The organism is Shewanella sp. A32 (assembly GCF_029167175.1).
GTDB classification, from domain to species: domain Bacteria; phylum Pseudomonadota; class Gammaproteobacteria; order Enterobacterales; family Shewanellaceae; genus Shewanella; species Shewanella yunxiaonensis.
In genome coordinates, this window is the sequence record NZ_JARFTS010000006.1 from 143,719 (window position 1) to 156,147 (window position 12,429).

General features: G+C 49.6%; 14 protein-coding genes. 7 read left to right on the forward strand and 7 right to left on the reverse strand.

What is annotated here, in order from left to right:
- Positions 1 to 3 precede the first annotated feature (3 nt).
- On the reverse strand, positions 4 to 759 hold the full coding sequence (locus PY479_RS07065; RefSeq protein ID WP_275483322.1) for a carboxymuconolactone decarboxylase family protein: 756 nt from the start codon (positions 757 to 759) through the stop codon (positions 4 to 6).
- A gap of 65 nt (positions 760 to 824) precedes the next feature.
- Positions 825 to 1,223, reverse strand: a complete 399-nt coding sequence (locus PY479_RS07070; protein WP_212594208.1) for a cupin domain-containing protein — start codon at positions 1,221 to 1,223, stop codon at positions 825 to 827.
- 106 nt (positions 1,224 to 1,329) lie between these two features.
- On the opposite strand from PY479_RS07070, the gene PY479_RS07075 reads away from it, so the two are divergent.
- Entirely contained in the window at positions 1,330 to 2,235 is a 906-nt protein-coding gene (locus PY479_RS07075; RefSeq protein ID WP_275483323.1) for a LysR family transcriptional regulator, read from the forward strand.
- Between the two features lie 20 nt (positions 2,236 to 2,255).
- Here the strand turns inward: PY479_RS07075 and PY479_RS07080 are convergent, their stop codons facing one another.
- The gene (locus PY479_RS07080) at positions 2,256 to 2,756 is read right to left on the reverse strand and encodes a YbaK/EbsC family protein (protein ID WP_275483324.1); all 501 of its coding nucleotides are present in this window, start codon (positions 2,754 to 2,756) and stop codon (positions 2,256 to 2,258) included.
- Between the two features lie 60 nt (positions 2,757 to 2,816).
- Entirely contained in the window at positions 2,817 to 3,257 is a 441-nt protein-coding gene (gene trxC / locus PY479_RS07085) for a thioredoxin TrxC (RefSeq protein WP_275483325.1), read from the reverse strand.
- A gap of 233 nt (positions 3,258 to 3,490) precedes the next feature.
- Between trxC and PY479_RS07090 the strand changes: the two genes are divergently transcribed.
- Complete coding sequence (locus PY479_RS07090; RefSeq protein WP_212594204.1) at positions 3,491 to 3,949, forward strand: Lrp/AsnC family transcriptional regulator; 459 nt, start codon at positions 3,491 to 3,493, stop codon at positions 3,947 to 3,949.
- A gap of 3 nt (positions 3,950 to 3,952) precedes the next feature.
- Here PY479_RS07090 and PY479_RS07095 read toward each other — a convergent pair whose 3' ends face one another.
- Positions 3,953 to 5,251: an L-serine ammonia-lyase, iron-sulfur-dependent, subunit alpha gene (locus PY479_RS07095; RefSeq protein ID WP_212594203.1), complete on the reverse strand. Its 1,299-nt coding sequence runs from the start codon at positions 5,249 to 5,251 to the stop codon at positions 3,953 to 3,955.
- 691 nt (positions 5,252 to 5,942) lie between these two features.
- Here PY479_RS07095 and PY479_RS07100 point away from each other — a divergent pair.
- Both PY479_RS07100 and PY479_RS07105 read left to right on the forward strand, forming a co-directional pair.
- A complete protein-coding gene (locus PY479_RS07100; protein ID WP_275483326.1) occupies positions 5,943 to 7,220 on the forward strand; it encodes a double-cubane-cluster-containing anaerobic reductase in 1,278 nt (425 codons plus the stop codon).
- A gap of 11 nt (positions 7,221 to 7,231) precedes the next feature.
- Positions 7,232 to 7,984, forward strand: a complete 753-nt coding sequence (locus tag PY479_RS07105) for an acyl-CoA dehydratase activase (RefSeq protein ID WP_275483327.1) — start codon at positions 7,232 to 7,234, stop codon at positions 7,982 to 7,984.
- A gap of 53 nt (positions 7,985 to 8,037) precedes the next feature.
- Here the strand turns inward: PY479_RS07105 and PY479_RS07110 are convergent, their stop codons facing one another.
- Entirely contained in the window at positions 8,038 to 8,964 is a 927-nt protein-coding gene (locus tag PY479_RS07110) for a 2-dehydropantoate 2-reductase (RefSeq protein WP_275483328.1), read from the reverse strand.
- Between the two features lie 326 nt (positions 8,965 to 9,290).
- Between PY479_RS07110 and PY479_RS07115 the strand changes: the two genes are divergently transcribed.
- Positions 9,291 to 9,530 (forward strand): DUF3624 domain-containing protein, encoded by a 240-nt coding sequence (locus tag PY479_RS07115; protein ID WP_275483329.1) that lies wholly within the window; start codon positions 9,291 to 9,293, stop codon positions 9,528 to 9,530.
- Positions 9,531 to 9,601: 71 nt separating this feature from the next.
- On the opposite strand, the gene PY479_RS07120 is transcribed toward PY479_RS07115, so the two are convergent.
- Positions 9,602 to 10,468 (reverse strand): AraC family transcriptional regulator, encoded by an 867-nt coding sequence (locus PY479_RS07120; protein WP_275483330.1) that lies wholly within the window; start codon positions 10,466 to 10,468, stop codon positions 9,602 to 9,604.
- A gap of 275 nt (positions 10,469 to 10,743) precedes the next feature.
- On the opposite strand from PY479_RS07120, the gene PY479_RS07125 reads away from it, so the two are divergent.
- Together PY479_RS07125 and PY479_RS07130 are read left to right on the forward strand one after the other, a co-directional pair.
- Complete coding sequence (locus PY479_RS07125) at positions 10,744 to 11,622, forward strand: prohibitin family protein (RefSeq protein WP_275483331.1); 879 nt, start codon at positions 10,744 to 10,746, stop codon at positions 11,620 to 11,622.
- A 145-nt stretch (positions 11,623 to 11,767) separates the two neighbouring features.
- The gene (locus tag PY479_RS07130) at positions 11,768 to 12,292 is read left to right on the forward strand and encodes a DUF4405 domain-containing protein (RefSeq protein ID WP_275483332.1); all 525 of its coding nucleotides are present in this window, start codon (positions 11,768 to 11,770) and stop codon (positions 12,290 to 12,292) included.
- Positions 12,293 to 12,429 lie beyond the last annotated feature (137 nt).

Here is a 12,429-nt window from a genome sequence, read left to right on the forward strand (position 1 = left end):
TAGTTACTTACTGTGGGTCGCGCGCTTTTGCTGCACGTCGCGTACGACGGTTACGGCAGAAAATGCGCGGGGCCAACCTATGTAATACGCCAGATGCGATACTATGCCGCCAGCCTCCTTGGCCGTCAGACCGTTGTCCATCGCCCGATTAAGATGGTAACCGAGCGGTTGGGCTTGCCCCATTGCCAGTAATGCCGCCATTGTCACCAAACTGCGGTCACGTGGAGTCAGTTGCGGCCGTCGCCATAATTCGCCAAACAGGATCTGGTCAGTGTCACCGGCTAAGCCTGGGACATATGGACGAACCGTGTCATTTACTACTTTCAGGCGTGCAGCTTCCGCGGTCGCGTCCAGCATCAGGCTTTTCTCATCACTGTCTGCGGCAGGTATTATCTGACGTTGCTGGTAAATGCGCTCCAACACACGCACTGCTGGTAACACATTGGGCCAGCCACAATAAAACGCTAACTGCAGTAATGTTTCATTGAGTTCTGTGGGCGTTAGTCCGTGTTGCAATCCATAGGTTACCGGCGCGGAAATCTGTTCGCTTTTCCCCATAGCAACCAAGGCCGCTACCGTCACTAATGACCGATCCCGACTTGAAAGGTCGTTGCGGTTCCACAGTGTTTGATTCACCAGGGTATTAGTGTAATGCGCCAGAGTCGGCGTGGTTTTGCTGAGCACAGTGTTGTCATAGTCAAGCGGCTTGATGGTAGTTGTGGCTGTTACTCCCGCAGTTACCGTCAGACCTGTAGCCATCGTGACGCCCTTTAATACATGCATTAATGTGACCTCTGCCGATATTGTGGTTTTAACGTCATGACTTAGCCCAGATAATCTCGATCGGCGACCAGTTCCATCCAGATTGCGGCAGGCTCAGTGTCTGAGGCTTCCGCAACCGCAACATGGGTCATTGCCTTAGTGTCGCTGGCGCCATGCCAGTGCTTTTCATTGGCGCCAATCCATACTGTGTCTCCGGCCTGTATCACCTGTTTCACCTCTCCGGCTTTTTGGATCCAGCCTAGCCCCTGCGTGACAAATAACAGCTGTCCGGTGCCATGAGCATGCCAGGCAGTGCGGGCTCCCGGTTCAAAGGTGACAATTGCTGAGCTGAGTCGGGACGGAGCCTCCGGTGTGATATGGTTGTCAATCCGTACCCGACCGGTGAACACGCTCTCTGGCCCGGAAACGGATGGTGACGCTGCGCTTTTGATGATCTTCATATTCAATTCCTATTCGTCCGAGTTATCACTTGCAATCGATCATAGACAAACCGATTATTTAAATTAAATGATGTATTCATATTGGTTTTATATTTGAGATTCATATATGCAGCGTGAAGAACTGGGCGATTTATGGGTGTTTCTGGCCGTGGTAGAAGAGCGTAGCTTTACCAAGGCGGCGGCAAGATTAGGAACGTCGCAGTCCTCCATTAGTCATACAGTGAGGCGTTTAGAGCAGCGACTAAACCTGCAACTGCTCACTCGTACCACTCTTAGCGTTGCGCCGACAGAGGCTGGATTACAGCTGATTCGTACTTTGCAGCCAGCCTTTGGGCAGATTGCCACTCAGTTAGATAACCTTAACCAGTTTCGGGAGCGGATTGTCGGGCACATCCGCCTGACGGCCACCAAGTTTGTCGCAGAAAGTATCTTGTTACCCGCGGTCAATCGCCTGTTATCGCAGCATCCCCAGTTGCAGATTGAAATCTCGGTCGAACAGCGCTTGCTGGATTTGGCTGCGGAAGGTTTTGATGCCGGGGTGCGGCTCGGTGAGCAGGTGGCGAAAGATATGGTGGCGGTGCGTATCAGCCCGGATCTGCGCTTTCTGGTGGCAGGTTCGCCTGCCTATTTCGCCGAACATCCTCAACCGCTGACGCCTCAGCAACTCACCGAGCATAACTGTATCAATTTACGGCTGCCGACAGCAGGCGGCCTATATACTTGGGAATTTAAAAAAGCCGGCCGCGAACTGAATGTGAGAGTGGCGGGACAGCTCGTCTGTAATGAGCCCGATCTGGTGACCAAGGCGGCCCTTGCGGGGGCAGGACTGTGTTTTCAGCCGGAAGATGCGTTAGCCGATGCAATCAAGCAAGGTAAATTGCTAGCGGTACTGGAAGACTGGTGTCCGTTGCAACCCGGATATCATCTGTATTTCCCCAGTCGGCAACAACATTCGGCGGCCTTTCGGTTGCTGATTGATGCGTTAAAATATCCGCCGATAAATACGGTCTGACAAGTTGCGCGACAACAGACTTAACTGGACCGCCGGATAAAACTGAGCTGGCGCGGGGCGGCAATACGCAGGTAATCCTCGACGTTAAGGATAATCGAGCGTTCCAACGTCCCGGCGTTAAAGGCGATTTCCTCATAGCGTTGAAACAAGTATGGATCGGCGATAAGTATCAGCGCTGGATGAAAACTAAAGGGCGGAATGGCGCCCGCCACACAACCGGTAAACTGCTGCATCTCCACCGGACTTGCCAGTGATGCTTTGCGTGCCCCGAATGCCGTTGCCAGTATTGCCAATTCCGCCTGACAGTCAGCAGGTAGTACGGCCAATACATGCTGTTTTACCCCATTACCTTTGAGATGGCACAGCAGTGCTTTGGCGCCTTGTCCCAACGCGGTGCCGCGAATTGCTGCGACCTGTTCACACTTACCTGCGGCAGGGTGTTCAACCACGCGAAAGCGGGCATTTGCCTGCAACAGTGTTTGCTGCAGCTGCTGAAAAATATCCTGTGTTGCCAAAGTCATAAATGCTAAGGGACTGAATTATGCTGTAGCAGTCCAGTATACCCGCTGACATGAGTCATCTTACACATATTGCTGCAACCATTGTTTAAACTGGCCTTTGGGCAATGCACCTGAGATGCGTGCGACTTCCCGACCATGATGGTATATCGCCAATGTCGGAATAGAACGGATCTGCAGGCGCGAAGCGGTCATCTGATTGTCTTGTGTATCGAGTTTGACAAAGGTCGCTTGCGTCGCCATTTCGGCAGCAACATCAGTGAATACCGGCGCAAACTGACGACAAGGACCACACCACGGCGCCCAGAAATCCACCACTACAGGCAGATCATTTTTGTCAATAAAGCGCTGGAAATTTTGGTCAGTAGCCATCACTGGATGAGCACTGATAAGGGCATTTTTGCATTTGCCACACAGCGGCTGTGCGCTAAGTTTGTCGGCAGGGATCCGGTTGATTACCTCACAGTGTGGGCATACCAGTTGAACGGCAGTTGTTTGAGTCATGAGAGCTCCATAACACGCTAGCAATAAATACTATCAGTTATATGAGATTTTTTGCATGTATTTTCAAGGGGGCGAGTAACAGAATCGGTGATTATTTTTCCGTAGCGTCGTCATGGTTGATGTTGAAGCAAAAATTTGTCTTTAAATGATGATAAACAGAAAATTATTTCTTATATTGTGTCACAAGAATGAAATTTTCATCACAAGGTCTTCGGCCATTTTGGAATAACACGATGGAACTGGATAAAACTGATAAAACGCTGCTGCAACTGCTACAACAGGATGCAACGCTGTCGTTGAATGCGCTGGCTGAGGCGGTGAATCTAACCACCACGCCGTGCTGGAAACGCCTGAAGCGCCTAGAAGATGCTGGCGTGATTAACAAGCGTGTCGTGTTGTTAGATCCGGAAAAAGTCGGGCTGGAACTGACGGCGTTTGTGATGGTGAAAATCAATGATCATTCCCATGAGTGGTATGTGCATTTTGTAAATGCCGTCAGTGAGTTTGCTGAAGTGATGGAATTCTATCGCATGGCAGGTGAATATGATTACATGATGAAAGTGCTGGTGGCTGATATGAAAAGCTTTGACGAGTTTTATAAAAAACTCGTCAACTGTGTTGCCGGTATCTCTAAAGTCACATCGACTTTTGCCATGGAGCCACTGAAGTACACCACGGCATTGCCGTTGTGAAGATTACAGTGCTTTTTGCACCATGATGTCGAGGATCTGTTGATCGGTATGGCTCATGGCGCCGTTAGCCAGTGCTGACAGATTGCGAATGGAACTCTCAACATCGTCAGCCACAATCCCTTCCTGACCGGTCACATGAATGTTATCAATGGCCATTAAGCTGGACTTTACTGCGGCACCGGCCGAGGAAGAAACCTTCATGGCACAGGCATTTTTCGCACCGTCGCAAATCACTCCAGCCACATCACCAATCATACTGCTGACAGCATAGCTGATCTGCTGATAATCACCGCCCAGCAGATAGGTGATCCCGGCAGCAGAGCCCATGGCTGCGGTGGTCACGGCACATAAGGCGGACAATTTGTGTTGGTGGTGCTTGATATAAATTGCCAGCAGATGCGACAACATCAGTGCCCGCAACAACTGTTCATGAGACGATTTCAGATATTCAGCGGCAACCACTACGGGCATCGTCGCGGCAATGCCCTGGTTGCCGGAGCCGGAATTGCTCATTGCGGGTAACATGGCCCCCCCCATGCGCGCATCCGATGCGGCGGCCGAACGGCTGATCACATCGGTGAGCAGCCCGCCACTGATCAGACCTCGTGCCACATGGCGTTTTAACGTGGCCCCAACTTGCAAACCGTAATTGGCATTAAGCCCTTCCTGCGATAGCGCTTCATTCAGCTGTTTAGCTTGTTCGATAAATGCCAGTCGTTCCAGTGGTACCTGAGTAACAAATTCATAGATATCCTGAACTGAGGTTTGTGAGGGTAACCGTGGCATTTCGGAAGTTGTCTGTTCTGCTTCTGGATCTACTTGACGAATAAAGGTGGTAATGCCGCTTTCTTCGATTGCCACCACTTTGGTGTGTTCATCAGCGATAGTGACCGTGACCCACTTTCCTTGGGCGAACAGGGTGACTTTTGCCAACAATACCCGGCTGGTGTTAGCGACTGCCACAGTTACATTTCCCTGAGCCAACAACTGTTTGGCGCTTGCGAGAGTGTCACTGCTCAGGCTATGAAACACTTCAAGCCCGGCAGCAGCATCGCCGCCCATGGCTCCCGCCGCAGCCGCAATGGCCAGACCTGTCATGCCGGTACCTGGGACTTTTACTCCCATGCCGTTTTTCATCAGATTGGGCGAGACTTCAACCTGGATAGATTCTGGTGATTGCTGCAATTTACCGCGGGCAATTGCTGCCGCCAGGCCCACAGAAACAGGCTCAGTACAACCTAGTGCCGGGATTACTTCGGCCTTTACAGTATTGATAAACAGGTCCCACAGATCGTTACGCATGTTATTGCAGATTCCAGTAATTAAGCTGAAATCAAGATAACGTGAACGGCAGAGAATAACCTTGCTATTTTTAAGTAATAAATGAAAGTGAGGAGAAAGTATTTCTATTCAAGTTGGGTAATTTGAAAAATAAATTTTCATTTATTGAGCTGTGTGGGCTCATTTTCTGTATCGGGGCATGATGTCACCACCCCCACCACCTGCAATACAACGGGCGATAATTCAGCAAGCATTCGGCAAAAATTTTATCTACATCAACAACCCGGCTGGCAGAGCTACGTAAACTAATATGGCTTCTGTAGGACGGAAGCTTTGTGTCCGTAAGAACCCGTTCTTCTTTTGTTTTGGCAGCGGTTACTACCTCAATTGGTGGTGACTCGTCACATCTGCCCCGCCTGCGCTGGTGGCAGCATTCGTCAGCAACTGCAGAGCATGCCGGACCAGCCCGATTGCGAACCGATGTTTAACAACATGGGGGCGGGGGTATTGGTCGGCTGCGCCTGAAGTTAGCGCCTCAGTGTTTGCTTAGTATCAATCTCCCCCCTTAATCCCGTTAACGCCGGTTACCCAGGATCCTGCTGTTTGCGCTTAATTCATGCGGAGATGGCATTTTATTTTGGTGCCTTCGCCACAGTGTTTTCTGGCATGGCATCGCAGACATCAATCAATTAGCACCAAATTGGAGTGTGCCATGAGCGAACAATATCAAAAAATGTGGACGGAACTGGGGCTCGATCTCAAGGCACATGATGCCTTGCTGGGCTTATTGTCTGAGGCGTATCAGAAGATCTTTATGGCACAGGATAATCGCCCGCAAGCTATGAGCTATTTTGACTTTGTGATGAGCGAAGTCCACGGTCTGCGTATAAAGGAACTGTTGGATGAGAAGGCTGCCGGACGCAAGATCATCGGCTCCTATTGTGTCTTCGTGCCGGAAGAGATCGCGCTGGCCGCCAATGCCACTTTGATCGGCCTGTGTACCGGTGCCGACTTTGCCACTGAGGAAGTGGAGAAATACCTGCCGCGTAATACCTGTGCATTAATTAAATCAGCTTTTGGCTTTAAGCTCGGCCGAGTGTGCCCTTATCTGGAAACCACTGACATGGTGGTTGGGGAAAACACTTGTGATGGCAAAAAGAAAGCTTACGAGTCGTTCAAAGAGATTATCAACAATCTGTATGTGATGGATTTGCCTCAGGTGAAGTCGGCCAATGGCAAGGCCTTACTTAAAGCCGAATATGTGCGTTTTAAAGAAGCGGTAGAACAGCTGACCGGCGTTAAAGTTACCGTGGAATCATTAAAAGCAGCCATCAAACTGGTGAATGCTAAACGTGCCGCCATGCTGCGCTTGTATCAGCTACGTGCGGCAGATCCAGCGCCGATCTCTGGCCTTGATGCGCTGCTGGCAAATCAAGTGTTCTTCTACGATAACCCAGAACGCTTTACCGCCTCGGTGAACAAGATCTGTGATGAACTGGAACAACGTATCAAGGAGAACACCGGGGCTTTCCCGGCTAAGCTGCCGCGTATTCTGGTATCCGGTTGTCCGCAAGCCATGCCAAACTGGAAACTACCTGCCATCATCGAAACGTCCGGTGCGGTAATTGTGGGTGAAGAATCTTGCGTGGGCGAGCGCGGGGTACGCAATCTGGTGGACGGATCGGGCAATAGCGTCGATGAAATGCTGGACGCTATCGTGGAACGTTATTTTCAAGTGGACTGCGCCATCTTCACCCCTAACTGTGATCGCTTGCAACATATCGAACAGATGGCAAAAGCCTATCAGGCAGACGGGGTCATTCATTATGGCTTGCAGTTCTGTACCCCGTATCTGATGGAGTCCATGCCAGTACAGAAAGCGCTGGAGCAGAAGAACATCCCCTGTCTGCGTATTGAAACGGACTACAGTATGGAAGACATGGGCCAGCTGAAAACCCGCGTAGAAGCCTTTATTGAACAGCTGAAATAATGGAGGCTGCGGTGAGCAGTTTTGCTGGAATTGATATCGGTTCGCGGTCGATAGAACTGGTGCTGGTAGACGCCGCTGGTCAGCTATTGCAGCAGATGCAGGCCGATACTGGCTTTGACCCTATGGCTGAGGCGAAACGGATGCTGGCAGAGGTCGAGTATCAACAGATTATGGCGACAGGTTATGGGCGTAATCTGTTTGAGATCTCTTTCGATGCGACTACTGTAACTGAGATTAAGGCACATGCCTGCGGTGCCAGAGCTTGTTTCCCAGCGGCTGAAACCGTGCTGGATATCGGTGGCCAGGACAGTAAAGCGATAGCCCTGTTTCCCAATGGCAAGGTGAAAAAGTTTGAGATGAATGATCGCTGTGCCGCTGGCACCGGAAAGTTCCTGGAGATAATGGCGAAAGCGCTGGGCTTTAGTTTGCCCGAGTTCAGCGAACAGGCGCTGGCGGCCAGCAGTGATATCAATATCTCCAGCATGTGTACCGTGTTTGCTGAGTCTGAGGTGACATCACTGATTGGGCGCGGACAGAGCCGTCAGGCGATTGCCCGAGGTCTGCATCAGAGTGTGGTGAGGCGGGTTAAAACCATGCTTAACCGAGTATCAACCGAGGGCGATATCGTGTTCACTGGTGGCGTTGCTAACAATGCCTGCATGGTGCAGTTTCTGGCAGAAACGCTACAGCGTCAGGTATTGGTGCCGCCACAGCCGCAGTTTATCGGCGCTTATGGGGCGGCGTTACTGGCGGCAGGGTTGTAGGTGATTCGCGCTAAATAAGTTTGAGGCGGTCTTATGTTAAAGACCGCCTAAGTTTAGTGGTTGGCCGCCCCCATCACCCAAGGGGCCAGCTCATCGACAATGTGCTGATTGGCTGGAACCGCAATATTCAAACTGTTTGCCATCTCGACTACGGCACCACTGAGCCAGGGCAGTTCCAGGCGTTTGCCTCGATCGAGGTCTATCTTCATTGATGACGGCATGTCATCGGGCAAGGTGTCGGTGAATTTTAGTCGGTGCTCGGCAAAGCCTTGGTGCAGCGGAACGCCTTTAGCGTTGGCAACAGTGATAACTTCCTGCATTGTTTGCAGCAGAAAATCACGTTTTTCTTTATTCTGGCGAATCGGACCTATCGTATTTCGAAATAGTGAAGTGGTGCCGGAGAGTCCGACTAAAAAGACAAATTTTTCCCAGATCCGCTGTGCAATATCATCGCTGAGTTCGGTTTCGATGCCCGCTAACTGACAACAGTGCTGGAAAGCTTCGCAGCGAGCCGATGTTTCTTGGTCATATTCACCAAAAGCCAATTTTTGCAGTTTGCCTCCGTGATGAATGACACCGGGTTCGGCAATGGAGGCGGCGATATAACTGACACCGCCGATAATGTTTTGCATCGGAATATAGCGTTGCAGGATTTCATCCTTCTGCACGCCATTTTGCAACGATAACACCGCTGCATCGCCGCTGAGCAACGGTTGTAATTGGGCGGCGACAGCTTCTGTATCCCATAACTTGACCGCCACAATGAACAGGTCTGCATCGGCTGCCTCTGCGGGATGCGCCACAGCTTTGACTTCTGGAAGCCAGATATTGCCCAATGGACTGTTAATTTTCAGGCCATGTTGCTGCATTGCTTGCAGGTGAGCACCGCGGGCGACAAAGCTGACATCCACACCTGCTGCAGCCAATTTGCCACCAAAGTAGCCTCCAACACCGCCAGCACCTATCACTGTGATTTTCATGGGGATCCTTGTCTATTGATTCGTACAACAATGTTACACACTCTGGCAGTATATGGCTCGGATCTCTATATCAAACTTTAAAACTTTCCAGTTGTTGGCTCAGTTGCTGATATAGCGTAGAGATTTGCTGCGCATGTTGACTCACTTGATATCCGTATCCAGGTTGAACGTCCGTATAGCCGTCTAGGAAATGTTGAGTAATCCAGCCAATTTATGCGCTAGATTTGGGGTGCACCAACGAATGACGAATAAGGACGCAAAACACAGATTTACGGTTTAGAGATGAGTAATATCATCGGTAAAGGGTAAACATAGGTATCAAGGATATGGCCTGTGAAGAGTGTTTCAGTACGGTATTTCGCCGCAAACTTGGCCGTTGTAAAACCTGCATGTGGCAGTTGACCATTTTATCGGTAACCTGTTGGCCGTTGTGGTATTCGTTGTACCACGAGACACCTCGCACCGTTAACTCGATTGCTCTGCTGTTTTTCTGTTGTACTTTTACGGGGCTGTTGATGCTGCACTTACTAGCGCTGAGTTATCGTAAACTGACGGGAAGACATTAATCCTATTTTTCTTCGCTATGTAGCATCATGATTTGGATAAAAAAGAGACCGGATGTGGTCCCTTTAGTCACTTATTTAAGCGGCAGATAAACATCGGTCATGAGCTCGCTTTCATCTACCTCATGCACGAAATTGAGCCAGTGGAAGTAACAGGGAAAATCCCGGAGTTCCTCACCACTTTGCGGCAACCATTCCCGATACAGTCGATATACCGTGTCGCCGATGTGGTCGTGACTACCGTAATGGCGTGCGACTGCGCAGCGACCGCCCGGCAGCGTGCCAGCGATAACGCCAAATTCGTTATCAGGTATCTGCGACTGTTGAATTGTGCCACAGATATCCAGGCGAAAATCTTCCGGTGCCACAGTGTTAGGGTCACTGTAGGGCACGGCATACGTTTCACTGGAGGCAACCGGTGACAACCCCGTCTGCTTACGCCAGGCAATGAATTTCGCAGCGCTGTCGAGCACTCGTTGCGGTGAACCGCGATGACTGAGGTAGGCAATATTACGCGGTTGAAAATCCACAATTTTTACATCCATGATGTAATCCTCTTTGGCAATCATTGGTAACTGCAACACGCTATGCCAGTGTTGCCAGTCAGGTTGTGTTCTGAACTGAGAGGGCGTCTGCAGGAAACTACTTTTGAACGCGCGGGTGAATGCTTCACTGCTTCCAAAACCTGCTTCGATAGCGATATCGATAATCTTTTGCTGTTCAAATGCCAGTTGAAAAGATGCCCGTCGCAGTTTTACTCGTTGGATGTAGCGCGTGGTGCTCAACCCCATAAACGCCATAAATATCCGGTGAAAGTGAAATCTGGAACAGGCGGCAACTTCACTCAGCTGTTCCGCTGATAGCTCCTCATCCAGATGCTGTTGAATATATTCGCAAACACGCTGGATACTTTGCTGATGACGTTCACTAACACCTTTCATTGTTCTTCCCTTGTCAGAAACTGCGGCAAGTTTGTCATAAGGCAGAATTGCTTACTTGATTGAGATTGCGCAGTTATCGGTTTTACTGCAATGTGCTTGTGTCATCGATGTGAAAAATGTAAAACTTTCGGCGCGTTATCGATGTTGATATGCTAAATACTCATCGTAATTCATAAAGTTAACGTTATTTACTCCAGTTTTTGTGGCGGTTTCCGTCGTTGTTCAGCCACCACATCAAGAATTAAGCCCAGGGATTGAACTTAAGGAAAGCAGTAATGGCAATTCAATACAATGCTCCATCTAATGCCAGTGTCATAAAACTGGTACCGTTGTTGGTGATTATCGTTCTGGTGGTGATTGCTTACGGTAGCTGGTTCACCGTGGATCAGGGGGAGCGAGGCGTTCATCTGCGTAACGGTAGGGTGATTGGTACTGCGGAACCTGGTATGGGTTTCAAATTACCGTTATTTGACAAGATAGTGAAAATTTCCACGCAGACTCATACGGTTAGCTATCCAAAATTGCAGGCGTATAGCCGGGATCAGCAGCCTGCGACCATTCGTGCTTCGGTCACTTTCCGTGTCCCAGAGGACAAAGCCGCTGAGGTCTATGCCGAGTTTAAGAGTATCGATGCGATGGTGGACCGCCTGGTCGATCGTCAGGTGCCGACCCAGATAGAGAATATCTTTGGTCAGTACACTGCCATTTCAGCCGTTCAGGAGCGCGTTAAATTCGTCATGGATGTGAATCAGGCATTGAAAGACTCCGTTCATGGGCCGATTGAAATCACCTCTGTGCAGGTCGAAAATATCGATTTTTCTTCGGCTTATGAAAAATCGGTAGAAGATCGCATGCGTGCAGAAGTGGAAGTACAGACGCAAAAACAAAATCTGGAAAAAGAACGCGTGAGTGCGCAGATTGCCGTCACCAAAGCCCAAGCTGAAGCCGATTCACAATTGGCTAAAGCCAAAGCAGAGGCAGAGGCGATCCGCATAAAAGGTGACGCAGAAGCGGCTGCAATCAAAAGTCGTGCTGATGCGCTGGCAAAAAATAAAGACCTGATTGAACTGACCAAAGCCGAAAGGTGGGATGGTAAATTGCCCGCAACCATGCTGCCGAACAGCACGCTGCCATTTTTTGAAACAAACAAGTAAGCCTATCTGAACCAGTTAACGGCCGGTGCTTAACCATCATGATAAGCACCGCTTTGTTTTACCCTTCTTTACGTGCCAATTAAGCCAATCTTTACAGTTGGCGTGGCAGAATAATCTCAGCAATAATTTTCCGGGGAAGACTAACATGTTCAAAATGGGCATTCGTCACTGGTCGACACCACTGGTCATTGGCGTGTCTATGGTGGTGGGATCAAGTGGCATCTTATTGTTCTTTCATTTATCGGAAGGGTTGATCAAATCTATGCACGAATGGCTAGGGTTGCTGTTCGTCGTGGCGATGTTATTGCATGTGATGAACCACTGGTCACCGTTTAAACGCTATTTCAATCAGAAACTTTCTAATACGATTGTGGCCGCCGTGGTGGTTATTGCCTGTAGTTTTATTGTGTCAGCCGGTACTGGTGGTGCAAAAGGAAATCCAGCAAAACGGATGCTGGCTGTGGTGCAACAAGCACCTCTCACGGCTGTGGCAATGCTGGAGCAGCAACCCGTAGAACAGCTGATTGCCAAACTCACTGCCGAAGGTGTCAAAGTCGACAGTCCCTCACAAAATCTGGAACAGTTGGCTAAAAGCAACAATATGCATCCTTTTGCACTATTGGATATCGTTAATAACAACACAATTAGCACGGATAACCATCAAGACTGATTACTGTGGTCGGGTTGGTGAATAAAGAGCGCTCAACCATAAGGGCGCTTTTTTATTGCTTAAAAACAGTGAGTTATTTTGAAAATTTTTAATGCTTTTGATGATTTATCATGAGCGCGAGCTATTAAATTCGCTGT

Coding starts and splice junctions, on each gene's coding strand:
- PY479_RS07080 (WP_275483324.1), bottom strand. CDS start 2,756: ATGACTTTGGCAACACAGGATATTTTTCAGCAGCTGCAGCAAACACTG.
- PY479_RS07095 (WP_212594203.1), bottom strand. CDS start 5,251: ATGCGTAACGATCTGTGGGACCTGTTTATCAATACTGTAAAGGCCGAA.
- PY479_RS07125 (WP_275483331.1), top strand. CDS start 10,744: ATGGCAATTCAATACAATGCTCCATCTAATGCCAGTGTCATAAAACTG.
- PY479_RS07090 (WP_212594204.1), top strand. CDS start 3,491: ATGGAACTGGATAAAACTGATAAAACGCTGCTGCAACTGCTACAACAG.
- PY479_RS07100 (WP_275483326.1), top strand. CDS start 5,943: ATGAGCGAACAATATCAAAAAATGTGGACGGAACTGGGGCTCGATCTC.
- PY479_RS07065 (WP_275483322.1), bottom strand. CDS start 759: ATGGCTACAGGTCTGACGGTAACTGCGGGAGTAACAGCCACAACTACC.
- PY479_RS07110 (WP_275483328.1), bottom strand. CDS start 8,964: ATGAAAATCACAGTGATAGGTGCTGGCGGTGTTGGAGGCTACTTTGGT.
- PY479_RS07120 (WP_275483330.1), bottom strand. CDS start 10,468: ATGAAAGGTGTTAGTGAACGTCATCAGCAAAGTATCCAGCGTGTTTGC.
- PY479_RS07075 (WP_275483323.1), top strand. CDS start 1,330: ATGCAGCGTGAAGAACTGGGCGATTTATGGGTGTTTCTGGCCGTGGTA.
- trxC (WP_275483325.1), bottom strand. CDS start 3,257: ATGACTCAAACAACTGCCGTTCAACTGGTATGCCCACACTGTGAGGTA.
- PY479_RS07070 (WP_212594208.1), bottom strand. CDS start 1,223: ATGAAGATCATCAAAAGCGCAGCGTCACCATCCGTTTCCGGGCCAGAG.
- PY479_RS07115 (WP_275483329.1), top strand. CDS start 9,291: ATGGCCTGTGAAGAGTGTTTCAGTACGGTATTTCGCCGCAAACTTGGC.
- PY479_RS07130 (WP_275483332.1), top strand. CDS start 11,768: ATGTTCAAAATGGGCATTCGTCACTGGTCGACACCACTGGTCATTGGC.